The sequence below is a fragment of the Micromonospora sp. NPDC050187 genome (assembly GCF_044459745.1).
Lineage (GTDB): Bacteria > Actinomycetota > Actinomycetes > Mycobacteriales > Micromonosporaceae > Micromonospora.
Genome location: NZ_JBITJH010000023.1, coordinates 77,110 through 100,671, shown reverse-complemented (window position 1 = coordinate 100,671; position 23,562 = coordinate 77,110). Strand labels below are relative to the sequence as shown.

The 23,562-nt window shown below is 69.1% G+C and carries 19 protein-coding genes; 15 read left to right on the top strand and 4 right to left on the bottom strand.

Annotated features, from left to right (window positions below; all coding sequences use genetic code 11):
- Positions 1–126: 126 nt before the first annotated feature.
- On the bottom strand, positions 127–1,542 hold the full coding sequence (gene ngcE, locus ACIBJE_RS27070; RefSeq protein ID WP_396753070.1) for an N-acetylglucosamine/diacetylchitobiose ABC transporter substrate-binding protein: 1,416 nt from the start codon (positions 1,540–1,542) through the stop codon (positions 127–129).
- A 604-nt stretch (positions 1,543–2,146) separates the two neighbouring features.
- Here ngcE and ACIBJE_RS27065 point away from each other — a divergent pair.
- A complete protein-coding gene (locus ACIBJE_RS27065; protein WP_396753068.1) occupies positions 2,147–2,611 on the top strand; it encodes a hypothetical protein in 465 nt (154 codons plus the stop codon).
- Here the strand turns inward: ACIBJE_RS27065 and ACIBJE_RS27060 are convergent.
- The gene (locus ACIBJE_RS27060; RefSeq protein WP_396753066.1) at positions 2,593–4,710 is read right to left on the bottom strand and encodes an FAD/NAD(P)-binding protein; all 2,118 of its coding nucleotides are present in this window, start codon (positions 4,708–4,710) and stop codon (positions 2,593–2,595) included. The two genes, ACIBJE_RS27065 and ACIBJE_RS27060, sit on opposite strands and share 19 nt — an antisense overlap.
- Positions 4,711–4,976: 266 nt before the next feature.
- Here ACIBJE_RS27060 and ACIBJE_RS27055 point away from each other — a divergent pair, with 266 nt between their 5' ends.
- From ACIBJE_RS27055 to ACIBJE_RS27030, 6 genes are all read left to right on the top strand, one after another.
- Positions 4,977–5,939, top strand: a complete 963-nt coding sequence (locus ACIBJE_RS27055) for a methionine ABC transporter ATP-binding protein (RefSeq protein ID WP_396753064.1) — start codon at positions 4,977–4,979, stop codon at positions 5,937–5,939.
- Positions 5,939–6,601: a methionine ABC transporter permease gene (locus ACIBJE_RS27050; RefSeq protein ID WP_396753061.1), complete on the top strand. Its 663-nt coding sequence runs from the start codon at positions 5,939–5,941 to the stop codon at positions 6,599–6,601. Before ACIBJE_RS27055 ends, ACIBJE_RS27050 begins: the two co-directional genes overlap by 1 nt.
- 42 nt (positions 6,602–6,643) lie before the next feature.
- Positions 6,644–7,459, top strand: coding sequence for a MetQ/NlpA family ABC transporter substrate-binding protein (locus tag ACIBJE_RS27045; protein ID WP_396753059.1), 816 nt, complete (start codon positions 6,644–6,646; stop codon positions 7,457–7,459).
- 63 nt (positions 7,460–7,522) lie between these two features.
- Positions 7,523–7,864 (top strand): tautomerase family protein, encoded by a 342-nt coding sequence (locus ACIBJE_RS27040; protein WP_396753057.1) that lies wholly within the window; start codon positions 7,523–7,525, stop codon positions 7,862–7,864.
- A gap of 134 nt (positions 7,865–7,998) precedes the next feature.
- A complete protein-coding gene (locus ACIBJE_RS27035) occupies positions 7,999–8,997 on the top strand; it encodes an aldo/keto reductase (RefSeq protein ID WP_396753055.1) in 999 nt (332 codons plus the stop codon).
- The gene (locus ACIBJE_RS27030; protein ID WP_396753053.1) at positions 8,994–10,250 is read left to right on the top strand and encodes an amidohydrolase; all 1,257 of its coding nucleotides are present in this window, start codon (positions 8,994–8,996) and stop codon (positions 10,248–10,250) included. The genes ACIBJE_RS27035 and ACIBJE_RS27030 overlap by 4 nt, the downstream gene beginning before the upstream one ends.
- 69 nt (positions 10,251–10,319) lie before the next feature.
- On the opposite strand, the gene ACIBJE_RS27025 is transcribed toward ACIBJE_RS27030, so the two are convergent.
- Positions 10,320–11,255 (bottom strand): LysR family transcriptional regulator, encoded by a 936-nt coding sequence (locus ACIBJE_RS27025; RefSeq protein WP_396753051.1) that lies wholly within the window; start codon positions 11,253–11,255, stop codon positions 10,320–10,322.
- Positions 11,256–11,409: 154 nt separating this feature from the next.
- On the opposite strand from ACIBJE_RS27025, the gene ACIBJE_RS27020 reads away from it, so the two are divergent.
- From ACIBJE_RS27020 to ACIBJE_RS26990, 7 genes are all read left to right on the top strand, one after another.
- Positions 11,410–12,540 (top strand): mandelate racemase/muconate lactonizing enzyme family protein, encoded by a 1,131-nt coding sequence (locus tag ACIBJE_RS27020; protein ID WP_396753049.1) that lies wholly within the window; start codon positions 11,410–11,412, stop codon positions 12,538–12,540.
- Positions 12,537–14,030: an aldehyde dehydrogenase family protein gene (locus ACIBJE_RS27015; RefSeq protein WP_396753047.1), complete on the top strand. Its 1,494-nt coding sequence runs from the start codon at positions 12,537–12,539 to the stop codon at positions 14,028–14,030. Before ACIBJE_RS27020 ends, ACIBJE_RS27015 begins: the two co-directional genes overlap by 4 nt.
- A gap of 16 nt (positions 14,031–14,046) precedes the next feature.
- Entirely contained in the window at positions 14,047–14,952 is a 906-nt protein-coding gene (locus ACIBJE_RS27010; RefSeq protein WP_396753045.1) for a 2-deoxy-5-keto-D-gluconate 6-phosphate aldolase domain-containing protein, read from the top strand.
- Positions 14,949–16,400 (top strand): L-fuculokinase, encoded by a 1,452-nt coding sequence (locus tag ACIBJE_RS27005; protein WP_396753043.1) that lies wholly within the window; start codon positions 14,949–14,951, stop codon positions 16,398–16,400. Before ACIBJE_RS27010 ends, ACIBJE_RS27005 begins: the two co-directional genes overlap by 4 nt.
- A gap of 24 nt (positions 16,401–16,424) precedes the next feature.
- Positions 16,425–17,636, top strand: a complete 1,212-nt coding sequence (locus ACIBJE_RS27000; protein ID WP_396753041.1) for an ABC transporter substrate-binding protein — start codon at positions 16,425–16,427, stop codon at positions 17,634–17,636.
- 108 nt (positions 17,637–17,744) lie between these two features.
- The gene (locus tag ACIBJE_RS26995; RefSeq protein ID WP_396753039.1) at positions 17,745–18,695 is read left to right on the top strand and encodes a carbohydrate ABC transporter permease; all 951 of its coding nucleotides are present in this window, start codon (positions 17,745–17,747) and stop codon (positions 18,693–18,695) included.
- A gap of 26 nt (positions 18,696–18,721) precedes the next feature.
- Positions 18,722–19,537 (top strand): carbohydrate ABC transporter permease, encoded by an 816-nt coding sequence (locus ACIBJE_RS26990; RefSeq protein ID WP_145835870.1) that lies wholly within the window; start codon positions 18,722–18,724, stop codon positions 19,535–19,537.
- A 257-nt stretch (positions 19,538–19,794) separates the two neighbouring features.
- Here the strand turns inward: ACIBJE_RS26990 and ACIBJE_RS26985 are convergent, their stop codons facing one another.
- Entirely contained in the window at positions 19,795–20,808 is a 1,014-nt protein-coding gene (locus ACIBJE_RS26985; RefSeq protein ID WP_396753036.1) for a hypothetical protein, read from the bottom strand.
- 389 nt (positions 20,809–21,197) lie between these two features.
- Here ACIBJE_RS26985 and ACIBJE_RS26980 point away from each other — a divergent pair, with 389 nt between their 5' ends.
- The gene (locus ACIBJE_RS26980) at positions 21,198–23,549 is read left to right on the top strand and encodes a chitinase C-terminal domain-containing protein (RefSeq protein WP_396753034.1); all 2,352 of its coding nucleotides are present in this window, start codon (positions 21,198–21,200) and stop codon (positions 23,547–23,549) included.
- Positions 23,550–23,562: the final 13 nt, after the last annotated feature.

Genomic DNA, 23,562 nt, shown 5'->3' with positions numbered 1-23,562 from the left:
TACGACCAGTAACAGAACCCGGGGGGCCACCTGTAGGGTGACTATCCGGGGTAATTGGCGGTGTTCAACACGGCCATCCTCCCCGCCGGGGGGGGGGGGGGGGGGGCCCCCCCCCGGCCGCAGGTGTCACGCCGCCCGCTTGTACTTCTTGATCGAGCTGTCCTGGGCGATCGAGTCGGCGCCCTTCTGGCACTGGTCCAGGAACTCCGCCGGGCCGATGCGCCCACTGAAGAACTCGCCGCACGCGGCGTCGACCAGGTTGCGCTCCAACTTCCGGTAGTAGTTGTTGTAGACCCAGTTGAAGCCGTTGGCTCCGGAGGTCTCCAGCGCCTTGACCACGGTGGTGAGACCGAACGGCAGCTCCACGCCCTCGGTGGCCCCGGCCACCACGGTCAGGCTGGAGACCTTCTTCGTGAAGTCCTGGGCGCCCTTCTTCGACAGCATGGTCCGGAAGTAGTCGAGGCCGCCCGCGACGTTCTTGGCCTTCGCCGGCACCATGAACGGCTCGCCGGCGGTGCCGCGGATCGCCTCGAAGGGCAGCTTGTCGCCGCTGCCGAGGCTCGGGGTCGGCGCCACGGTCATGTCGAACCCGGGCGGGGTGACCGACTTCTGCTCGCTCTCCAGCCAGGAGCCGCAGGAGATGAACGCGGCCTTGCCCTGGCACCACGCGGTCTGCGACTGGACGTGGTCCAGCCCCGGCGAGCCGTCGAGGATGTACTTGTCCTTGACGATCTGGTGCCAGGCGTCGGCGGCGGCCTTCATCGCGTCGGACTTCCAGGCGCCCGGCTCCAGGTTGTCGATCGCGGTGGCCACGGAGGGGCCGCCGAACTTGATCGCCGTGGAGATCACCGGCCAGCTCATGTAGCGGGGGTGCTTGCCCGCGTACGTCCAGGGGGCGATGCCCGCGGCCTTGATCTTCTTGCACAGGGCGATGTGGTCGTCCCAGGTCTTCGCATACTCCCAGCCACGGTCGGCGAAGAGTTTGGTGGAGTGCCAGATGCCGTAGACGGTGTAGGTGTAGTTCATCACCAGGAACCGGCCGTCGTACGAGCCGACCTCCACCGCGCCCGGCAGCAGCGTCTCCTGGACGGTCTTGCCGGGGATGTCGAGGCTCGGGGCCGAGAGCAGCTCGCCGAGATCGGCGAGGGCGTTCTGGGAGACCAGGCCGTTGAAGTCGATCTGGCCTGCGCCGGAGTTGTTGACCACGTCGGGCGGGGTGCCGTCGACGAAGCGCGGCTGGAGCGTCTTGCTGATCTCCTGGGTGGCCGTGTGCTTGATCGTCGCCTTGGGGTACCGCTCGGTGTACATGGCTTCGTGGGCCTTGGCGTAGTCCTCGCCGAACCCACCGTTGAAGATCACGACCTCCAGCGGGGCGTCCTCCTTGACGCCCAGCGGGTTCTGCTCGCTCTTGGTGCCCTTGTACACCTCGGTGCCGCCCTTGTCGCCACCGCCGGAGGTGGCGCAGCCGGCGAGCAGGCCGGCGGCGGGGGTGGCCAGCAGGCCGGCGGCGGCGCTGCGCCGCAGGATGTCACGCCTGTTCATGCTCTCTCCTCGAATCGGTGCGGGCGGCCGCCGGGTGTGGGGGATGACGGCCACCGCGCGAGGGGCGGGGGAGCCTGTCGCTAGTCTTCAGTTAATCGAAAGTCACCGAAGAATTTTTACGGCAGGACGGCGCCGACTTCAAGACCCACGGCCCCGGCGTTGTCCCTTTGTGTCTTTGGTCTGATCATGCCGGGTCGGATGCCGTGGACGGCGGAGGTGTCGGCGCGGTCGTGCGTCGAACCGGGCAGTGCGGACGAGGCCCGGATCTGCCGGCCTGCGGGATCTGCCGGGACCCCGCACGGTCACCCGTGCCGCGGGTGTCGGCCGAAGTGCCAGAGCGGCTGGTCGCGCCTACGGCCTCTCCCTGCACCAGCTCCGCCGCCCCCAGACCGACAGTGCACGCAGACTGAACAACTGTGCACGCAGCCGTAAGGACAACGCCGGCTACGGCGCGCATCCTCTTGGGAGCGGACGGTGGGCGCGCCGTATGTGCCGACCTGCCGGCACCACGCCAAGTCCTGAGAGGAGCGGAGCTCACATGCCACAACCATGGAGAAGTCTTGCCGGGGGACACACAGGCAGAACGCGGCGGGGGCGTCCCCGGATGCTGGCCACTGTCGCTGCACTGGTCGTGCTGGTCTCGGTGTTCTCGATGGCCACTCCGGCGGCACAGGCCTCGGGGGCAACGCGCGAGGGGGCACCGAGTACGGCCGACGTTGTCGCGACGGCCTGGACGCCGGTGATCAGTCCGTTCTTCACCGACCTCGAGAAGCGGTTCCCGCATGTGGACACGGACGAACGGAATCTCCTCGTCAACCTCTGCCCGAGCGGGCGTCTGTGCGTTGCGGCCGGCGAGGGTAACGGTCTGCACACCGTTTATTACCTCTACTACTGCACCGAACGTTCTCTCACCAACTTCATCGGCGACGGTTCTGCCAAGAACGCCCAGACCGGCAACGCCAGAGCCCAACTGCTCAATCAGAATCGGGTCATCGAGGTAACTGTCAACCCGAATTCTGCTCCGGTGCGCATCGACTGGGACCCCATCTATTACATCGATCCCTGCTGAGTCGCGGAGCATTCCGCCGAGGTAGTCGCGTTCCTGGATGTCCAGGTGGGCGAGATGCGGCTCCCCCTCGACGTGGGGACGGCGGTGGCGACATCGGCCGCCACCCGCAGGGCGCTACGGGCCACGCGGTCGGTCTCCCGCAGCATCGTGGGATCGGTGCGCGGCATCGGGCTGATGATCGTGTCGCCCATGACCTCGTCGAGGGGGATGCCGGCGACGTGGAACGCGGTGTCCCGCGTGCCGTCGGGACGGACCAGTAGCCCCGTCCCGGGGTCGACATCGAATCCGCCGGTGCGGTGCGGGCGTCCGTCCCGTCCCCGGACGCTGAACGGACGCATGCGGCCTGCCGCCGCGAGCGAGTGGGTCAGGGGGTCGGCGCTGGCCCTGACGTCGTGCGCGTGCATCCACGCGTCGATGAGCACGGGACTGGTGACGGCGGAACCGGCGACGGCAGGCGATTCGGCGCGGAAGAGGCCGACCTCGTCGTCGGCGACGACGTGCGCCGCAGGGCCGATGAACCTGACGAGACCGGCGTCCACGAGGGCCAGCAGCTGCCGGCTGCGAAAGGCCGGTGGGCCGCTGCCGACCATGCCGCCGAACGCCTGCAGGGTCCGGAAGCCGCTCGCGCGCGACTCGGCGTCGAAGCCGCCGAACGTGCCGATGACGTTCGCCGGCTGTCGCGCCGCGCTGATCGACCACAGTCCGGCCTTGACGGCGCTGTCCCGCCCCTTCGCCGACTCGGCGAGGTCGTCGGTCATGTAGTCGGCGACCCAGGCGGTGAACGTCCCGGGGTCGGGAAACGTTCCGCGGACCGGCGACATCGCCGCCGGCAGGTCGAAGCGGTCTGTGGCGTCCGGGACGTGTGGCGCTATCGCGGCGTCGAGTGCCGACGGCCGGCCTTCGGTGGTGTCGATCGCGGCGAGGACCGTGGCCAGTGGGGCAGCGAACGCTTCGGGGCGTACGCGGTGAAGCGTCTCGTAGTAGTCGACGAACGCGTCCTTGACGATGAGCGGCCACAGCTGGCGGTCGAAGTCGATGGGGCGCGGGACCGTGGACCAGTCGACCGACCGCAGGTGACGCTGCGGCGCCGAGGGCGGCAGTGAGCCGTAGGGCGACTTCGCCCGGTACGGGACGCCCCGGCGGGAGGTGACGTACATCGTCGGTTCGCGTCCCGACGGTTCGTAGCGCACGCCCGCCCGCGTCCGCGAGTCGTCGACGAACCGCCCACCACGGCCGATGGTCAGCAGCGTCATCGCGTCGAAGAAGCCCATCCCGAGCCCGCGTACGATCGCGGTCGCCCCGTCCGGAACATTCCCGAGAGCCTGGTCGATCGGGTTGTCGGGGCGTACCCACGTCATCTCGGGATGCCTGGCCAGCGCCGCCAGGAAACCGCGCTCCTGGTCGGTGTGGGCGCGCGGCATCCACCCGGTCGCGGCCACGACGGCGTCGCACGCGAGCACTGCACCGGTGCTGAGTTCGACGAGCTGGCGCCCGCTGTCCTCGCGTACGCCGACGGCTCGCGCCAGGTGGGTGGCAACCGTCACGCGTTCCGGCATGGTGTGGAGTGCCCGCTCGAAGCACCAGCGGATGTACTCGCCATAGAGTGGTCGACTCGGATGGGAGGCGACCGTGATCGCCTCCAGCTCGTCGCGGTAGTCGTCGACGAAGCCCGGCCGCACGGCGGTGGAGGCGAACGCGGCGCGGTGGGCCGGATCGATGTCCGCCACCTGGATCGCCGACGACGGTGACGCGTGCGCGGCCTCGAGTGCGAGCCGGCACCACTCGAACAACGTGGGCCCGGCTACGACCGGGCCGACCATCGTCACGCTGTCGTCGGTGAAGAGCGTCACGGCCCCTGCGAGGGTGTTCATGCACATCTGACGCGTCTGGTCGGTACGCCAGATGCGGCCCGCCCCGAGTTCGGTGTCGTCGATGACATGTATGTCGAGGTGGTCGACATCGGGGAAGTCCGCGAGATTCGCACCGATCCGTTCGAGCAGCGACACCCCCCGGGGGCCTGCGCCGATGAGCGCGATGACGGGGCGGGCGGGGCAAGGCGTCCATAGTGGACGAAAGTCTATGAACCGGGTCACAGGCATACCCTACTTGGTCGCTGGGTTTAGTATGGTTCCGGCATGGTGAACTTGCTGGTCATCCGGCACCCGCGAGCAGGCGCTTTCCGCGATTGCGTGAGCCGCCGTCGTCCCGGTTGACGTTCGGTCGCCGTTCTCGACGAACAAGAACAGCGACGGGCCGCCGCACGGGGTTCCACCAGGGGCCGGTCGCCACACCGGCGCGCTGTCGTCTGCCCTTTTTCCGAATTGTGTCGAAGTTGAAACGAGCGTGGGAAGGAAAGGCGGCGAGGGTGATCGAGTTCCGTGACCTGAGAAAGTCCTACGGCGATCACGTCGTGCTCGACGAGATAAACCTGCACATCGACCAGCGGGAGATCTTTGGTCTGGTCGGCGTGAGTGGCGCCGGGAAGTCCACGCTACTGCGGTGCATCAACCGGCTCGAGGAGATCGACAGCGGCAGCCTCGTCGTCGACGGCACGGACGTGCGCGCCATCGCCGACCGGGACCTGCCCGGGTTCCGCCGCCGGATCGGCATGGTGTTCCAGCAGTTCTCCCTGATGGAACGCAGGAACGTCTACGACAACGTGTACTTCCCCCTCAAGTGCCAGGGCGTACGCAGATCAGCGGCCGACCGGAAGGTGCGTGATCTCCTCGACCTCGTCGGACTCGGTGAGAAGCTCAAGGCGCTGCCCCGGGAGTTGAGCGGCGGGCAGAAGCAGCGGGTCGCCATCGCGCGGGCCCTGGTGAACGATCCGACGATCCTGCTGTGCGACGAGGCCACCTCCGCGCTCGATCCGAACATCACCGAGGCGGTCCTCGACCTGCTCAAGCGCATCAACGGCGAGCTCGGCCTCACGATCGTCGTGGTGACCCACGAGGTGGCGGTGATGAAGTCCGTGTGCACCCGGATGGGCCTGCTCAGCGACGGGCGCCTGCGCGCGGAGGGGGACGTCGAGCACTTCTTCCTGGAGAAGCCGGAACTGCTGGGGGACTTCATTCGCGACGCGGGGCGTCGCCCGGACGTCGCTCCCGGCACCTCGCTCGTCCGGGTCGTCCAGCGGGAAGCGGCGGGAACCAGTCTGCTGTCGCAGCTCGCCATCCGCACCGGCGTGCCGTTCGAGATCTCGTGGGGCGGGCTCGACCGCTACCGGGACCGCGTCTCGGGATCGTTCCTGCTGCACGTGGCCGACGCCGATCTCCGCGCGGTCTGCGACGGTCTGACCGCCCTCGGGGCCGACTGGACGGAGATCTGATGTACCAGTACGAGTTCTCCGAGCTCTTCGAGCGGATCATCCTGCCCGGGCTGCTGGACACCATCACCATGCTGCTCGGCTCGTTCGTCACGTGCACCCTCGTGGGGTTCACGCTCGCACTGGTCCTCGTCACGACCGACACGCACGGGCTCCGACCCGACCGGACGGTCCACGAGATCGTGAGCACCGTCATCAGCATGCTGCGGTCGGTGCCGTTCATCATCCTCGCCATCTCGATCATCCCGCTCACCCGCCTGGTGGTCGGCACGTCGATCGGCGTGTGGGCGGCGGTCTTCGCCATCACCTTCGCGGGCAGTCCGCTGATCGCGCGGCTCCTCGAAAGCGCCTTCAAGGAGGTCAACCCGAGCCTCGTCGAGGCGGCACGGTCCTTCGGCGCGAGCGACTGGCAGATCACCTTCCGGGTCATCGTCACCGAGTCGGTGCCGGCGATCGTCTCGCAGATGACGCTCGGCGTGATCTCACTGCTCGGCTTCACCGCGGTGGCCGGCACGATCGGCGCGGGCGGCCTGGGCGCCGTCGCCCTGACCTACGGCTACCAGAACTTCAACGACCAGATCATGTACGGCACCGTCGCGATCCTGGTCGTCATGGTGATCGGCATCCAGCTCGGCGGAAACGCCCTCTACCGCAGACTCCGGTAACCCCAACCCCATGATCCGCCCAGCACGAAAGGCAACACCCCCATGCGAAATCCCCTCAGGAGAGCCATCCCGCTTCTCGTCGTCGCCCTGGCCGTGTCCGTCGGGGCCTGCTCGTCCGGCTCCGCCGCCGGAGGCGACGGCAGGACGGTGACGGTAGGCGTACTCGCCCGCGAGGAGCCCGACCTGAACTTCGTGGCCGAGCATCTGGCCGAGCAGGGCTACCCGATGAAGATCCAGGTGTTCGACGACAACATCGCCATGAACCGGGCCACCGAGGACGGCAGCATCGACGCCAACTTCTTCCAGAACGCCAACTACCTGAAGAGCTACCAGGCCAGCAACGGGTCGTCGCTCGTCACGTACGGCCCCTGGCTGCAGACCACGGCCGTGCAGTTCGTCTCGAGCAAGCACGACTCGGCCGACGCTCTCCCGAACGGCGCGCGCATCGGCATCGCCAACGACTCCGCGAATCGCGCCCGTGAACTCCAGCTTCTCGCCGCCAACGGCCTCATCGAGCTCGCGAAGGGCGTCGAGGCGCCCACGATCCTCGACGTCACCGCCAACCCGAAGAACCTCCGCTGGGTGGAGGTCAACCCGCGCAGCAAGGCCGCGGCCTTCCCCGACCTGGACGCGATGACCGCTCCGTCGATCACCGTCCACCTGATGAAGGACCCCTCGATCAAGGCCCTCTACGAGGAGACGCCGGAGGTCTACGGCACGTACGGAGGCACGCTCTGGGTCGTCAAGGAGGGTTACGAGAACACCGCCTGGCTCGACGAGGCGACCAAGTTCATGCAGTCCGCGGACTACAAGACCTGGATCGCGAACACCTACAAGGGCCTCAAGAAGACGCCCTGAGTCCTCACCAACAAACGCACCACGACCCCCAGGAAAGGGGAACCCATGGTCAGCGTCGTCGGCATGACCGACCTCCCGCTCGACAAGGTCGACCTCCCCACGTTCGTCGACGACATCGGGCGTGCGGCGCACACCGCCTTCGAGTTGCCCCCGCACATGCGCAGCGTCTACCTCGCGCCACTGCCACCCGAGAACTGCACGGTGAAGGACGGCTACGAGATCACGTTCTTCCTGTACACGGCGCCCGGCAAGAGCGTGGAGCTCAAGCGCCGGATGGTGAAGGCGCTCCACGACGTCGTCCAGGCCACCGACTGGGGCGACACCGTCAAGGTGGTGGTCATCATCAAGGAGCATGCCGCCGAGAACGTCGGAGTCGGCGGGATCCTCCGCCTCGACATGACCTGACCTCGACCGACGGTGCCGTCGCCGGGTAGCGGCGGCCGTCGACCGGGCGACGCGGGTGAGGTTTCGCAGCGCCACCAGCCCGACTGACGGCCGCCCCCGGGCCGTGAACCGAGTCAGTCCGAAAGGAACATCGCATGAAGTACCGCCCGATCGGCCGGACCTCGCTGAAGGCGTCCGTGGTCACCTTCGGTGCCATGGGCATCGGCGGCGGATTCCGCTACCCGGACGCCGACGACGCGGAGTCGGTCCGCGCCGTACGCGCCGCTCTCGACCGTGGTGTCAACGTCGTCGACACCGCGCCGGTCTACGGATTCGGCCACAGCGAACGAGTGATCGGCGAAGCCGTTCGCGGTCGTCGCGACGACGTCGTCATCGCGACCAAGTGTGGGCTGTGGTGGGGCGACGACGAGGGCAGCTACCGCTTCACGTGGGACGGGCACGCGGTCAAGCGCAACCTGAGCCCCCGGACCATCCGGATCGAGGTGGAGGAGAGCCTGCGCCGCCTCGGCACCGACCGCATCGACATCTACTACACCCACAATCCGGCGATGCCGCCCTTCATGACGCCGATCGAGGACACGATCGCGACCCTCCTCGCACTGCGCGACGAGGGCAAGATCCTCACGATCGGCGCGTCGAACTGCCCTCCCGAGGACGTCGAGACCTACCTGGCGCACGACGCGATCGAGATCGTGCAGCGTAGGTACAGCCTGCTGGCCCGCGAGGTGCGCGACGACATCCTGCCGCTGTGCGCGTCGGCGGGGCTGTCCCTGCACGCCTACTCACCGCTGGCGAACGGGCTGCTCACCGGTGCGTTCACCAGGTCCGCGCCGCCGGCGCGCGAAGGCTCCCGGCGGGACGACCCGCTGTTCGGCGACCGCTTCGGACCGGCCATGGACCTGGCCGAGGGACTGACCGCCGTCGCCTCGTCCCTGGGCACCACCCCCGGCGCGCTGGCGATCGCCTACCTCCTCGCGTCGTCGGACGCGGTCAACGTCATCTGCGGCATCCGGCGCGAGTCGCATCTGGACGACGTCGTCGCGGGCGCCGAACTCGAGATCGACGCGAGCGTCACGGCCACCCTCGACCGGCTGGCGCAGGACTTCGAGGCCACGGCCCCGGTGACGGCGTGAACCGGTCGGCGCGGGCGGCGGGTCCCACCGGTGCCCGCCTGAGCCGGCTCTGGGACGGGAGCCGGCTGGCGGCGTCGCTGTCGGTCTACCACCGCCTGCATGCCCATCCCGAACTGTCCGGACAGGAGCACCGGACCGCCGAGTTCGTCGAGGCGCGACTCGCCGACCTGGGCATCGAGACGTTCCGGTGCGGCGGTACGGGCGTCGTCGGGCTCCTGCGCAACGGGGAGGGGCCGGTCGTGGCCTACCGCGCGGACCTCGACGGGCTGCCGATCCGGGAGGAATCGGGCGTGCCCTACGCGAGCACCGACCAGGGGCGACTGCCGGACGGATCGGTGTCCGGGGTGATGCACGCCTGCGGCCACGACCTCCACATGACGGTCGCGCTCGCCGCCGCCGGCGTGCTGGCCGAGAACCGGGCCGCCTGGGCCGGCACCGTCGTCTGGATCTTCCAGCCGGCCGAGGAGACGGCCGCAGGGGCGGCGGCGATGGTCGAGGACGGGCTGTGGGAGAAGGCCCCGCGTCCCGAGGCGGTGCTGGCGCAGCACGTGACATCCCTGCCGAGCGACCAGGTGCGGATCGGCGTCGGGAACGTCATGAACCTCGGCGACTCGTGGCGCGTGCGACTGCGCGGACGCGGCGCGCACGGGGCCCGCCCGCACGAGTCCATCGACCCGATCGTGCTCGGTGCCCACCTCGTCACCCGCCTGCAGACCGTCGTCTCCCGGCAGGTGGAACCCGGCTCCCCGGCCGTGCTCACCGTCGGCACCTTCCATGCCGGCACCAAGGAGAACATCATTCCCGACGAGGCGACCCTCTCGCTCAACATCCGCACGCCGGACGCCCGGACCCGGGAGACCGTACTCTCCGCTGTGCAGCGCATGATCGCCGCCGAGGCGACCGCGAGCGGCGCGCCCACGCCGAGGATCGAGGAGATCAGCCGATTCCCCCGGTGCTTCAACGCGCCGGCGCAGACCGGCGAGGTGGCGGCGGCCCTCGATGCCGTCTTCGGGTCGGACAACGTCGCGCGCGACCTGCGGGCGACCGGCAGCGAGGACGTGGGTTGGCTCGCCGACGCGATCGGCGTCCCGCTCGTCTTCTGGATGTTCGGCGCCTACCGGCCCGGCCGGGAACCCGGCGACATGCCGTCGAACCACACGCCGCACTTCGCCCCGGACCCCGGGTACGCGATCCCCGCCGGGGTGCGCGCCGCGCTCGCGGCTCTCGGCACCCGCCTCGACGTCCCGTCCTAGTGTCCTGAGTCCTCGATTGGTCTGCAGTACGTGGCGGGGGCGAGCGCATGATCTGCGACACCGGCCGAATCATGCGGGTCGTGGTTCCTTGCGCGCGTCGATGGTGTTGTACGGGACGCCGGCGGTCTCGGTCATGAACTGCAGCAGTGTCTGAGCCGGGAGCGACAGACGGCGTTGCCGTGGCCACCACACCCGGACGTCCCGAACGGCGTCGGGATGATCGACGTCGCGGACATGCAGGTTGTCGGTGCGGGACACGTCCATGGCCAGCTGGGTGGTGACCCCGACACCAAGGCCGGCGCCGACCAACGCGACGAGTGACTGCGGGTTGCTCACCTGGTACACCAGCGGGGGCGGCTGCCGGAGCGAGAACCAGAGAGGGTGGGTCTGGAGGCCGTCCGTGTCGTACCGGCCGGTCATGATGAGCGGATGCTTGAGGAGCTGGGCGGGGGCCAGCGGCTCAGCAGATCTGGCCAGTGGGTGGTGCGCGGGCGTGACCACCTTGAACTTCTCCCGCCACATCGGGTGGCTGCGAAAGACCGTGTCCGACAGTGGCGGCGTCGTTTGGCGGAGGAACAGCTGGACGTCGCCCTGGATCGCCGCGTCGTGGAGGTGGGCGCCGCCCAGCTCGACCAGCCGGACCCGGATCATCGGATACACCGCCCGGAAGGCTTTCAGCAGCTCGGGGACGTAGCCGGCCGTCGCGCTCGGGTAGGTGCCCAGGCGCACCTCCCCCCGCCTGCGCCCGACCGACTCGCTGACGTTGCCTCGGGCCGACTCGATCTCCCCGAGGATCGCATGGGCGTGGACCAGCAGCGCGCGACCCCGGTCGGTGAGGCCGATGGGACGACGGCCGCGGTCGAAGAGCGCCACGCCGAACTCCTTCTCGAGCGCGGCGATCTGGGCGCTCACGGTGGGCTGGGACACGCCCAGCTCCGCGGCGGCCGCGGCGAACCCGCGCCGGTCCGCCACCGCTACGAAGGTCTCCAGCCAGCGAGTTTCCACCCGTGTCCTCCTGTGCGGTTGTTTCATCAGGATTTCCTATAGAGGAAATCAATGTTACTGGCGATTGCTATTCGGCCTGGCCAGGCCCGTCTTACGTTGGCCGCGATCGACGAGCGCGGCAAGGCGCTCGCAGAGCCGACGAGGACCAATCTGCATGCCAGTCATCACCCGGATCGAGGTCGCCACCGCCGTCGTGCCCCTACCACGGGTCACGGGCATCGCGCGACGGACGATCACCAATCGTGAGTACACGCTCGTCCGGATCACCGCCGACGACGGCGTGACCGGAATCGGGTTCTGTTACCCCGGACACAGCGGGGCCAACATCGCCACGCTGGCGGTGCGCGACCTGCTGGCCCCCGTCCTGTTGGGCCGGGACGCCGACCTCATCGAGGGTGCCTGGCAGGCGATGTACCAGGAGGCCCTGCTCCACGGTCGGGTGGGTTCGGTCGTCCGTGGCCTGTCCGCCCTCGACATCGCGCTGTGGGACCGCAGCGCCCGCGCTGCCGCCATGCCTCTGCACAAGTACCTGGGTGGCCACTCCGACGAAGTCCCGGCATACGCCTCCGGCGGCTACTACCTCGACGGAAAGGGTGTCGACGGGCTCGCGGCGGAGCTTCAGGGCTACCAGGACCTCGGTTTCTCCGCCTTCAAGATCAAGGTCGGGCGGGTCGGCGTCGAGGAGGACCGGGCTCGGATCGCCGCGGCACGAGAGGTCGTCGGCCCCGAGGGAGTGCTGATGCTCGACGCCAACAACGCGTGGAGTGACCTGCCGAGTGCCGTCCGCGCGCTGCGTCGCTGGGAGGAGTTCGACCCCTACTTCATCGAGGAGCCGTTCGGGCCCGACGACATCGAGAACCACGCGCGGCTGGCGAAGGCGACGCCGATCACCGTCGCCACCGGCGAGATCGAGGCCGGACGCTGGCGGGCGAAGAGCCTTCTGGACGCCGGGGCCGCGGTGATCCTCCAGTGCGACGCGGCCGTCTGCGGTGGCCTGAGCGAATTGCGGAAGATCGCCGACCTGGCCAGCGCCTACGGGGCGTCGCTCGCCCCGCACTGGTTCCACGACCTGCACGCGCCGATGGTGGGCGCGTTTCCGGCCGCGACCTTCGTCGAGTACTTCGTCGGTAACGACATCCACAACATCGGCGCGCTGCTCGATCGTCAGCTCGACGTCGCCGGCGGTGTCATCCGACTGCACCAGACGCCAGGGCTGGGGTTCGGCTTTTCCGAGGAGGCCCTCGACCGCTACCTGGTCGGCCCGTGGGAGGTCGTGGAGAAATGAGCGACACCAGCACCGGGAAGGCCACCGTGACCACCAGCACCCTGACCCTGCGCAATCTCGTGAACGGGACGTACGTCGACGGCGCGGCCGGCACGGACGTGTCGACGAACCCGGCGGACTCCTCCGACGTCGTCGCGGTCGTGCCCCGGATGTCCGCGGACGAGGCCCGGTCGGCCGTCGACGCCGCCGCCGCAGCGTTGCCGGCCTGGCGGGACACGCCGAGCGTGCTACGGGGCAAGCACCTGTTCGCCGTCGCCGCGCTCATCCGGGAGAGAGCCGACCAGTTCCGGGACACGATCTGCCGCGAGATGGGCAAGACCACCGCCGAAGCGACGATCGAGGTCGAGCGCAGTGCCGAACTGGTGGAGTTCTTCGCCGGCGTCGGTCGTCTCCCGCACGGTGACGTCGTGCCGGACCGCCGCCCCGGTGTCGTGACCACGACCCGACACGAGCCCATTGGTGTCGTCCTCGCCATCACTCCGTGGAACGACCCGCTGATGGTGCCGGTCCGCAAGGCCGCGCCCGCGCTGATCCGGGGCAACACCGTGGTGCTCAAGCCCAGCCCGGACACGCCCGCCGTGGCGTTGCTCCTCGCCCAGGTGATGCAGGACGCCGGACTGCCCGCCGGAACCTTCAACACGGTCACCGGCGACGTGGCGGAGATCGGCGACACCCTGGTCCGCGACCCCCGGATCGCGGGGATCACCTTCACCGGCTCCACCGCGACCGGCCGCCACCTCGGCCAGGCGATCGCGGGCACCGGCACCCGGCTGCAGACGGAGATGGGCGGCAAGAACGCGGCGGTGATCATGGATGACGCCGACGTCACCCGGGCGCTCGAGGTGCTGCTGCCGTCGATCTTCGGCCAGACCGGTCAGCGGTGCACCGCGGTGAGCCGTCTCCTCGTCCACCGGGACCGCTACGACGAGGTCGTGGAGCAGATCGTCGCGCGAGCCGGGACGGTCGCCGTCGGACCGGCCGCCGACGCGGCGACGACCATGGGCCCGGTGGTGAACCAGCGCCAGCTCGACAAGGTGCTCACCATGATCGACATCGCCCGCGAGCAGGGCGCGTTCGTCGCCGCCGGCGGAGAGCGACTCATCGACGGCGCGGCGGCCCGTGGCTGCTTCGTCAGGCCGACGGTCATCACGGGTGTCAGCGCCGACATGCGGATCTGGACCGACGAGGTGTTCGGCCCGGTCGTCGCGGTCATGCCGTTCGACGACCTGGACGAAGCGATCGGCATCGCCAACGACACGACATACGGCCTGGCGTCGGGCATCTTCACGAACAACCTGGCCGCGGCGGAGGCGTTCGTCCGCGGTATGGAGACCGGCCAGGTCGTCGTCAACCTCGCCCCCAGCGGCTGGGACGTGCACCAGGCGTTCGGCGGTTTCAAGGAGTCCGGTTCCGCGTTCAAGGAGCACGGCCTGGACGGACTCGCCTTCTACACCCGCGTCAAGACCGTCGCCGTGGCGGCCACCCCCTGAGAATCGGAGCTACCCGATGAGCACGTTGTACATGCTTGCCTTCGACCACCGCGCCTCGCTGACGAAGATGTTCGGCGAGCACGGGGGCACCTACCAGGGGCGGCCGGTCGACTACTCCGCGCTCAAGCGCGTCATCTGGGAGTCGTTGCCGCTGGCGATCGAGGCACGCGGGCTGCAACGGTCGACCCTCGGCGTCCTCGTCGACGAGGAGTACGGCGCCGACGTCGCCCGGGAGGTCGCCGGAGCGGGCCTCCTGCTGGCCATGCCGGCCGAGCGCAGCCTGCAACGGGTCTTCGAACTCGAGTACGGCGACCAGTTCGACGTACACATCGAGGCGTTCGACCCGGACCACGTGAAGGTGCTCGCCATCGCCGACGAGACGCTGCCGGCCGACCTCCTGGCCGTCTCGATGTCCCGGCTCCGGCAGCTCTCGGAGTGGGTGTCCCCGCGACGCCAACGGCTGATGCTGGAGCTGCTCGTGCTCCCCTCCGCCGCGCAGTTGGCGCAGGTCGGCGACGACCGGGAGCGGTTCGACACCGAGCTGCGCCCGCAGATCATGGTGGACACCATCCGTGCCTACCAGCAGGCCGGCATCGAAGCGGACATCTGGAAGGTCGAGGGCCTCACCACCGTCGACCACTACCAGGCGGTCGCCGCGCAGGCACGGGCGGACGGCCGCGACGACGTCGAGTGCATCGTTCTCGGCCGGGGCGCCGACGACGCGCAGATCCTGCGCTGGCTGCACGCGGCCGGCCAGGCCGACGGCTTCACCGGCTTCGCGATCGGCCGCAGCACGTGGGCGCCGAGCCTGGAGGGTCTGATGGCCGGCCGGCTCGACCCGGAGCAGGCCCGCGCGGAGATCGCCGGCCGGTTCGTGTCGTACGTGGACGCCTTCGAGGGCAGGACCGGGGACCTCCCGTGACCAGAGCGGCCGACGAGGTCTATCTCGGCGTCGACGTCGGCACGACGTACACGAAGATCCAGATCGTGGACGTCGACGGGAACACCGTCGCGCTGAGTTCCCGGGCCACCCCCTGGGAGCGCACGGCGGGCGTCACGATCCTCACCCCGGACCGGCTGCTCGACGAGGTGTTCCAGCACCTCGAGACGATGCTCGACGACCACCCGGCCCGCCGGGTGGTCGGCATCGGCCTCACCGGGTTCGGCGAGACCGGCGTGCCGCTGGGCGCGCGGGGCGAGGTCCTGGCGCCCGGCCTGCCCTGGTACGACCTGCACGGCGCCGACCAGCTCGACCGGCTCGCCGTCTCACTCGGCCTGGAGGCGTTCACCGGCAGCAGCGGCCTACCCGTGAACCTCAAGCCGTCGCTGTTCAAGTTCGCCTGGCTGGCCGAGCGGTACACCCCGCTGTCGCGCTGGGTCCGGTGGGTCAGCATCCAGGAGTGGCTCGCGTTCCGGCTGACCGGGACGATCGCCGGTGAGGAGTCGCTGGCCAGCCGTACCGGACTGCTCGACGTCGTCTCCGGCCGCCAGTCGGAGGAGACCAGCATCTGGGCGGGCGTGCCACCGACCCTGCTGCCCGACCGGGTGGGGGCGGGAACCTCGATCGGCCGGGTGACGAACGGGCCGGCCCGGATCCACGGCGCGCACGTCACCATCGCCGGCCTCGACCACCTCGTGGCCGCGGTCGGGCTCGGCGCCCTCGACGACGCCGACCTCGTCGACTCGTGTGGCACCGGCGAGGCGATCATCCGGCACCTGCCCGAGCGCCCGTGGAACGCGCTCAACCTGGTGGATGCGGTGAACCGCGAACTCTCCGTCGGCCGGGACGTGTTCCCCGGACGGCTGCAGGCCATGGCCAGCGTACGCAGCGGGATCGGCATGGGACGGTTCCTGAAGCTCATGGGGATCCAGCGCGACGAGCTGCCGGCGCTGGACGAGGCGGCGCTCGCCGTGGTCCCCCGGGTCGACGGACCCCGCGTCTCGAACGTCTGGCTCGACCAGGCCCAGCTCACCAACATCGACTACGAACCGGACCGGGCCGAGGTGTGGCGAGCCGTCATCGAGGCGGTGCAGGAACGCGCCGCCTACCTGGTCCACCAGCTCGACGTCGTGGCGGGCATCCCGGCCCGCCGACGCATCATGACCGGCGGCGGGTTGACCAGCCACGCGGTCCGCGAGATCAAGCGCCGTTATCTCGGCGACTACGAACTGCCGGACATTGCCGAAGCCACCAGCCTCGGTGCCGCGCACTTCGCCCGGATGGCCGCCGGTGCCATCCCCCCGATCCGGATCACCGGATCGTCGTCCGACTCGGCAGTCGACACCGCCCCCGACCACCCCCACCGTGCGCCCGTCGACCCTGCCGATCACCTCGCCAGCGTGCCTGGCGGTAGAGAAGATCAGAGGTAAGGCATGCGACACCACCGACTCGGCGTGAGCATATGCGCCGTCACCGCACTCGCTCTCCTCGCTGGCTGCGGCGGCTCCGCCGGCAGCGACAGCGACGGCCCGAAGACCATCACCTTCGCCGCGTCGATGCTCGGTGAGCCGACGCGCGGCCCGCAGTTGACGGCCCTGCTGGAGAAGTTCAACGCCAGTCAGGACGACTACGTCATCGAACCGGTCTCCATCCCGTTCGCGTCCTTCGGCACGACCATCTTCACGCAGCTCGGCCAGGGCAAGGGCCCCGACGTGATCGCGTTCGACCAGATGAACATCTACGAGGCCGCCGACGCGAAACTGCTCCGTCCGCTGGACGACGTCGTGAAGGGCATCGACCTCACCGCGGCCGCCGAGTCGCTCGTGATGGACGACCACCAGTGGGGTGTCCCGCTCGACGTCTCCAACTACGCGCTGATCTACAACCCCGACCTCGTCAAGCAGCCGCCGACGACGTTCGAGGAGTTCAAGAAGGTCGCCCGGGAGCAGACCACGGCGGGCCGGTTCGGGTTCGCGTTCCGGACCACCCAGGCCGAGGAGGCCGGTGTCTGGTACGACCTGAGCAACTTCGTCTACGGCGCGGGCGGCGCGTGGAGCGACGACGCCGGCAACCCCACGATCAACAGCCCGCAGACGGTCGCCGGGGTCAAGGCGTTCGCCGAGGTCTACCAGGCCGGCGTCATCCCGAAGGGCTCGACCGCCGCCGACTACCGCCGGATGTTCGCCACCGGCAAGGTCGCGATGATGATCGACAACGGCGGGATCCCCACCGTTCTCCGGGGCACCAACCCCGACGTCCCGATCGCCGCCGCGCCCGCACCGTTCCCGACGCAGACCATCGGCCAGGTGATGGCCGCCATCGGCATCAACGCCAACACCAAGCACCCCGAGGCGGCCGAAGCGTTCGTCCGCTGGTTCCTCGGGAAGGAGGCGCAGACGACCGTCCAGGGCTTCCTCGGCGGAAGCCTGGTCGCCACCGGTGTGGAACGGACCACGGAGGAGCTCGCCAAGTCGCCGTTCGTCAAGGTGTTCGACGCGCAGAGCGACCACGCGCGCTCGTTCATCCCGACCGGGCTCGAGGTCGAGACGCCGCGGATCCGCTCCGCGGTGGTGCAGGCGGTGCTCAACGCGTTGCAGTCAGGCGGCGACATCCAGCAGACACTCGACGGAGTGCAGGACAAGGCCAAACAGATCGCCGGCGAATAGCAGCCCAGGGGAGTGGGGGACCGCGCCCCCGCGCCGCCCCCACTCCCCGCCCCGTCCCGCCGGTCCACTCCGGGCCTACGCCCGTTCCCCCGACGAAACGAGTCACACATGTCCGTACTCGACGCGACATCGACGCGCAGCCGCCAGCGTGTCGGCAGGCCGAAATCGACACCGCGACGACGACCGGGCGAGCGTCTGCTGCCCTACCTCCTCGCGGCGCCGGCCGTCCTCTACCTCGTGGCGTTCCAGGGCATCCCGTTCCTTCAGCAGGTCGTGCTGAGCTTCTCCGACACGAGCCTGCTCAACCCCACGAGCATCGACCTGGTCGGCCTGGAGAACTACCGCGAGGTCTTCGCCGACCCCGGGTTCCTCGACGCCGTTCGCGTGACGATCGTGTACGTCATCGCCTGTGTCGCCGGAACGATGCTCCTCGGCCTCGGCGCGGCGCTCCTGATGAACCGCAAGTTCCGGGGCCGCGGCGTCGCGCGGTCGCTGCTGATCATCCCGTGGGCGGCGCCGGCCGTCGCCGTCGCGCTCGTCATGGCGTGGATCTTCAATCCGCAGTACGGCGTGGCGAACGACGCCCTCGGCGCCGTCGGCCTCGCACCCGCCGACGGGCAGTGGCTGGACAGCACGTCCCGAGCCCTGGGCACGATCCTCTTCATCACGATCTGGCAGTTGTTCCCGTTCACCGCCGTGATCATCCTCGCCTCGCTGCAGGCCGTCCCCGAGGAACTCCACGAGGCCGCGCTGCTCGACGGCGCCAGCTGGACACAACGCTTCCGGGCCGTCACCTGGCCGGTCATCCAGCCCACGATCTCGATCCTGGCCCTGCTCATGACCATCTGGTCGATCCGCCGCTTCGAGTTGATCTGGCTGATGACCCAGGGCGGGCCGGCGGGCAGCACCAACACCCTGGTCATCGACCTCTATCGACGGGGCTTCGTCGAGCGTGAGCTCGGGCACGCGGCTGCCGTCGGGTTCGTCGGCGTCGTCATCTCGTTGGCGATCACCGTCATCTTCTTCGTTGTCAGCAACCGAGCAGAGAAGTCGGCCTAGCCATGCGCCATGGAATCAAGCACCGAATGGGCCTGACCGGAGCTGTGACGGTCGTGCTCGCCCTCGTCGGTCTCGCCGTGTTCCCGTTCTACTGGATGCTCGTCACCGCCACCCGTACCGACGACGAGTTGTTCGGCGACCGACCGCCCCTGTTGCCCGACCTGTCCGGGTTGAGCACGTTCGCCGACGTGTTCAGCGACACGACGATCGTCGGCTGGCTCACCAACAGCGCCATGATCGCCGCTGGGACGACGCTCCTGACGATGATCCTGGCCGTGCCGATCGCCTACGCGATGTCCCGGTTCAGCTTCCGCGGCAAGGTGCTCGTCGGCATCGGACTCCTGGTGACCCAGATGCTCCCCGAGGCGGTGCTCGTCGTGCCGCTGTTGTCCGTGTTCAAAACGCTCGATCTGCTGGACAGCCGCAGCGGGCTTGTGCTCGGCAACACCGCCTTCGTGCTGCCGGTCGTGACCTGGATCCTCAAGAACGCCATCGACACCGTGCCACGCGACCTCGACAATGCGGCCAAAATCGACGGCTGCTCACCGGTCAGCACCCTGTGGCGAGTGATCGTTCCCATCGTGGCGCCCACCATGGCAGCCGGAGCCGTCATCGCGTTCTTCCACGGGTGGAACGAGTACATCTTCGCGGTGAGCTTCCTCACCGACCCCGGACTCCAGCCGATGTCCGTGGGACTCGCCGGATTCATCGGGGAGATCAGCACACCGGTCCAGACCGTCATGTCCGTCGGAATGATCTACACGCTGCCCGCCGTGGCTCTCTACCTGCTCCTGCAGCGTTACATCGTGTCGGGTATGGCCGCGGGAAGCGTCAAGGGTTGATGGTGCGCCGACCCGCACCGCCGCTGACGGACGAGCCAACCCCAGCCCGCGGTGGCAGAGGGCACCGCGATGCCGTCGACGAGGGAACGCGGACATGGCTCGTCGACGGCTCACGGCTGCCGCGATGCGGGACGGGTCGCCTGGGTTCGGGCCCGGACGAGGGCGGTGGCGGTGCCGAGGTTCGCGGCGGCCCGCACGGACCGGGAAGATCGGCACCGCCCTGACCACCCGCGACACACCCGTCGCGCAGGGGGTTGTCAGACCGCGCGGGCCACGCAGATCCTGGCGTCGAGGCGGTGCCCGGCCTCGTAGAGCATGTAGGAGACGCCGCCGTCGGTGCCGAACGTCGGCGACGCCACCCGACCGTTGTCGGACGCGATCGGCCGGTGGAACACTCCGAGGTGGACCTCACGGTCGAAGTTGTTGCCGACCTCGGTCAGGTACATGTTGCCGCTGTTGCCGTGGTACGCGACGTACGTGGTGCCGTTGCGCTTGAGCAGGTGCGGCGCGGAGATGTCGGTGAGCCCGTCGCCCGACGGTGACACCAGCGGGTTCGGGTCGAACTGCCAGCCGCTCCACCCGTTCGGCGACCAGCCCCAGAAGATCTTCCGGCTGCCCCAGCTGCTGCTCCCCGGGGTGTTGCCCATGAACACCATCACGTAGCGGTTGCCCTTGCCCGCCACCGAGTGCTCGAAGACGCGCGCGTACGAGGTCTCGGTGGTGTTGGGCACCAGTCTGGTCGACAGGATCGGCGTCTCGTCGGTGAAGCGGATGCCGTCGGTCGACCGGGCGACCCGGGTCGTGTAGTTCTCGCCGTGGAAGTACAGGTAGAACTGCCGGGTCGGCGCGTCCCAGACGACGTGCGGCGACGACACGTGGCTCACCGTCGTGGTCGGCAGCTGCCGGTCGACGATGGGGTTGTTGGGGTACTCGGTGTAGGGGCCCTCGAGCCGGTCGGCGTAGGCGAGGCAGATCCCGCCGGGCGCGTCGTGCGGGGCGTAGTAGAGGTAGTAGCGGCCGCGATAGTTACTGATCTTGTCGTAGACGCCGCGTACACACGGAAAGATGAACTCGCCGGTCGGGTTGTAGCGCAACGGTGTGGCGAACGCGTCGCGCACGTACCGGTAGTTGGGGAAACCGGCTGGTCCGGCGAGCGCCGGCGTGGGCGTCGCGGCGAGGCCGGCGCCGGTGGCCGCAGTCGCGACACCAGCGGCCGCCGCGCCACGCAGTAGGGCGCGTCGGGAGAAGGAGCCTTCAGGGGTACGCGTCATCGCGTTCCCTCCATTCGTGAGGCGAGCCGACGGGGGCAGGGGAGCGGGCCGGCCGCGACGGGCGCGTGTCACTCGACCTCGTCGGGTGACCGGACGGGGACGGGTGCTCGTCGCGGACGGTTCGTTGGTCGATGAGTCTGGTCGCGCCGGCTCCGCGGCGTCAAGATGCTAATACGAATTAGCAATGGTCCTCGATGGATCGGCGGCCCGGCGGTGGAGCGGCGGTCAGCCCTTCGGTGGCGGTGACGAGTCCGTGGCCGTCGAGGAGTCGGTAGGACCCGGCGGGCGGCCGGTGCGGTACGCGGCGTCGCCCTTGCCGCTGCATCTACCTCGATATATATTCGTTAACCTTACTGTAAAGTTTGCTTACTGAAGGTGGGAGGTGTCTCATGCGTCGGAGGCGAATACCGCATCTCATCGTCACGAGCGTCGCTGGCCTGCTGATCGTGCCGACGATCGTGGCGGTGGCAGGTCAGGCGAGTTCTGCCGAGGTGGACCACGCGCAGTGCCGACCGGACGGGCTCTACCGGACGCCCGGCGTCACCACGCCCTACTGCGACGTCTACGACACCGACGGCCGCGAGGTCATGGGCGCCGACCACAAGCGGCGGATCATCGGATACTTCACCAGCTGGCGCACCGGCAAGAACGGTGCCCCGGCGTACCTGGCGAACCAGATCCCGTGGAGCAAGATCACTCACATCAACTACGCCTTCGCTCATGTGGACGCGGCGAACAGGATTTCCGTCGGCGCCCCCGCCGCGCCCGACAACCCCGCCACCAACATGACCTGGCCAGGGGTGGCGGGCGCGGAGATGGACCCGGGGTACTCGTACACCGGCCACTTCAACCTGCTCAACAAGTTCAAGAAGCAGCATCCGGACGTGAAGACGCTGGTCAGCGTGGGCGGCTGGGCCGAGACCGGTGGCTATATCGACGCCGGCGGCACCCGGGTCGACGCCGGTGGCTTCTACCGGATGACCACGACGGGCAGCAACACCGTCAACACCGCCGGCATCAACACCTTCGCCGACTCGGTGGTCAGCTTCCTGCGCACGTACGGCTTCGACGGCGTGGACATCGACTACGAGTACCCGACGTCGAACAACAAGGCCGGCCACCCGCAGGACTTCGCCCAGGCCGACGCCAAGCGGGCCGGCCTGAACGCGTCCTACCAGGTGCTCATGCGGACCCTGCGGGAGAAGCTGGACACCGCTGCGGCCGCCGACGGCAAGTACTACATGCTCACCATCGCCGCGCCCGCCTCCGGCTGGCTGCTGCGCGGCATGGAGTCGTACCAGACCCTGCAGTACCTGGACTACGCCAACATCATGAGCTACGACCTGCACGGGGCGTGGAACCACTTCGTCGGCCCGAACGCCGCCCTCTACGACGACGGTCAGGACGCCGAACTCGCCGCCGGTGGTGTGTACGGGGCGTACCAGAACATCGGATACCTCAACACCGACTGGGCGTACCACTACTACCGGGGCGCGATGCAGTCCGGCCGGATCAACATCGGCGTGCCCTACTACACGCGCGGCTGGCGCGGCGTGACCGGCGGCACCAACGGACTGTGGGGCCGCGCGGCGCTGCCGGACCAGACCAAGTGCCCCGCCGGAACGGGGGGGACCATCGGATCGACCGTCCCCTGCGGCAACGGCGCGATCGGCATCGACAACATCTGGCACGACCTGGAGAACGGCAACGAGGTGTCGGCCGGCGCCAACCCGATGTGGCACGCGAAGAACCTCCAGGACGGGCGCGGCGGAAGCTACCTGGAGGCCTACGGGCTGACCCCACGGACCGACCCGACCGACGTGCTCACCGGCACCTACACCCGCCACTACTCGTCCAGCCTGGTCGCCCCCTGGCTGTGGAACGGCCAGAAGCAGGTGTACCTGTCCACCGAGGACGAGCAGTCCATCGCCGCGAAGGCGGACTACGTCGTGGCCAAGGGCATCGGTGGCATCATGATCTGGGAGCTGGCCGGCGACTACGCGTGGAACCCGCAGCGTGGCGAGTACTTCATGGGCAACACGATGACCAACCTGATCTACGACAAGTTCCGCGCCGCCAGCCCCTACGGGCAGCGGAAGGCGGGCATCACCACGCCGACGCAGACGCTCGACGTCGCGGTGACGATGGGCGGCTTCGCGCTCGGCGACAACAACTACCCGATCAACCCCGAACTGCGCCTCGCCAACAACTCCGGTGCCACGATCCCGGCTGGGGCCCAGCTCGAGTTCGACTACCCCACCTCGACGCCGGGCACGCTCGGGCAGCAGTCCGGGTGGGCGCTGTCGGTGGTCTCCACCGGGCATACCGGCAGCAACGTCGGCGGTTTGAAGGGAGACTTCCACCGGGTGCGGCTCACCGTACCGACGGCCATCGCGCCGGGCTCGTTCGCCGAGGTCACCCTCAACTACAGTCTGCCGATCGCCGGCCCGTCGAACTTCACGCTCAGCTTCGGCGGCCAGAGTTACGCACTGGCAGCCGACCACGCCCGTGGCGCAGTCGGACCGTCTCCCACAGCGACCGCGACGGTGTCGCCCTCGGTCACGCCGACCGGCGGCAACAACTGTGCCGACCTCGCCACCTGGAACGCGACCACGAGCTATCCCGGTGGCAGCCTCGTCCAGCACGACGGCCGTCGCTACCGGGCCAAGTGGTGGACGCAGGGCGAGAACCCGGCCAGTAGCGGGCAGTGGGGTCCCTGGGAGTCCCAGGGCGCTTGCTGACCGAAGGGCACCC

Bases quoted from the DNA above. Each gene is read 5' to 3' on its own strand.
- ACIBJE_RS27060 (WP_396753066.1), bottom strand. From the start codon at position 4,710: ATGCCTGTGACCCGGTTCATAGACTTTCGTCCACTATGGACGCCTTGC.
- ACIBJE_RS26980 (WP_396753034.1), top strand. From the start codon at position 21,198: ATGCGTCGGAGGCGAATACCGCATCTCATCGTCACGAGCGTCGCTGGC.
- ACIBJE_RS27015 (WP_396753047.1), top strand. From the start codon at position 12,537: ATGAGCGACACCAGCACCGGGAAGGCCACCGTGACCACCAGCACCCTG.
- ACIBJE_RS26995 (WP_396753039.1), top strand. From the start codon at position 17,745: ATGTCCGTACTCGACGCGACATCGACGCGCAGCCGCCAGCGTGTCGGC.
- ngcE (WP_396753070.1), bottom strand. From the start codon at position 1,542: ATGAACAGGCGTGACATCCTGCGGCGCAGCGCCGCCGCCGGCCTGCTG.
- ACIBJE_RS26985 (WP_396753036.1), bottom strand. From the start codon at position 20,808: ATGACGCGTACCCCTGAAGGCTCCTTCTCCCGACGCGCCCTACTGCGT.
- ACIBJE_RS27065 (WP_396753068.1), top strand. From the start codon at position 2,147: ATGCTGGCCACTGTCGCTGCACTGGTCGTGCTGGTCTCGGTGTTCTCG.
- ACIBJE_RS27050 (WP_396753061.1), top strand. From the start codon at position 5,939: ATGTACCAGTACGAGTTCTCCGAGCTCTTCGAGCGGATCATCCTGCCC.
- ACIBJE_RS26990 (WP_145835870.1), top strand. From the start codon at position 18,722: ATGGGCCTGACCGGAGCTGTGACGGTCGTGCTCGCCCTCGTCGGTCTC.
- ACIBJE_RS27035 (WP_396753055.1), top strand. From the start codon at position 7,999: ATGAAGTACCGCCCGATCGGCCGGACCTCGCTGAAGGCGTCCGTGGTC.
- ACIBJE_RS27020 (WP_396753049.1), top strand. From the start codon at position 11,410: ATGCCAGTCATCACCCGGATCGAGGTCGCCACCGCCGTCGTGCCCCTA.
- ACIBJE_RS27010 (WP_396753045.1), top strand. From the start codon at position 14,047: ATGAGCACGTTGTACATGCTTGCCTTCGACCACCGCGCCTCGCTGACG.
- ACIBJE_RS27040 (WP_396753057.1), top strand. From the start codon at position 7,523: ATGACCGACCTCCCGCTCGACAAGGTCGACCTCCCCACGTTCGTCGAC.
- ACIBJE_RS27045 (WP_396753059.1), top strand. From the start codon at position 6,644: ATGCGAAATCCCCTCAGGAGAGCCATCCCGCTTCTCGTCGTCGCCCTG.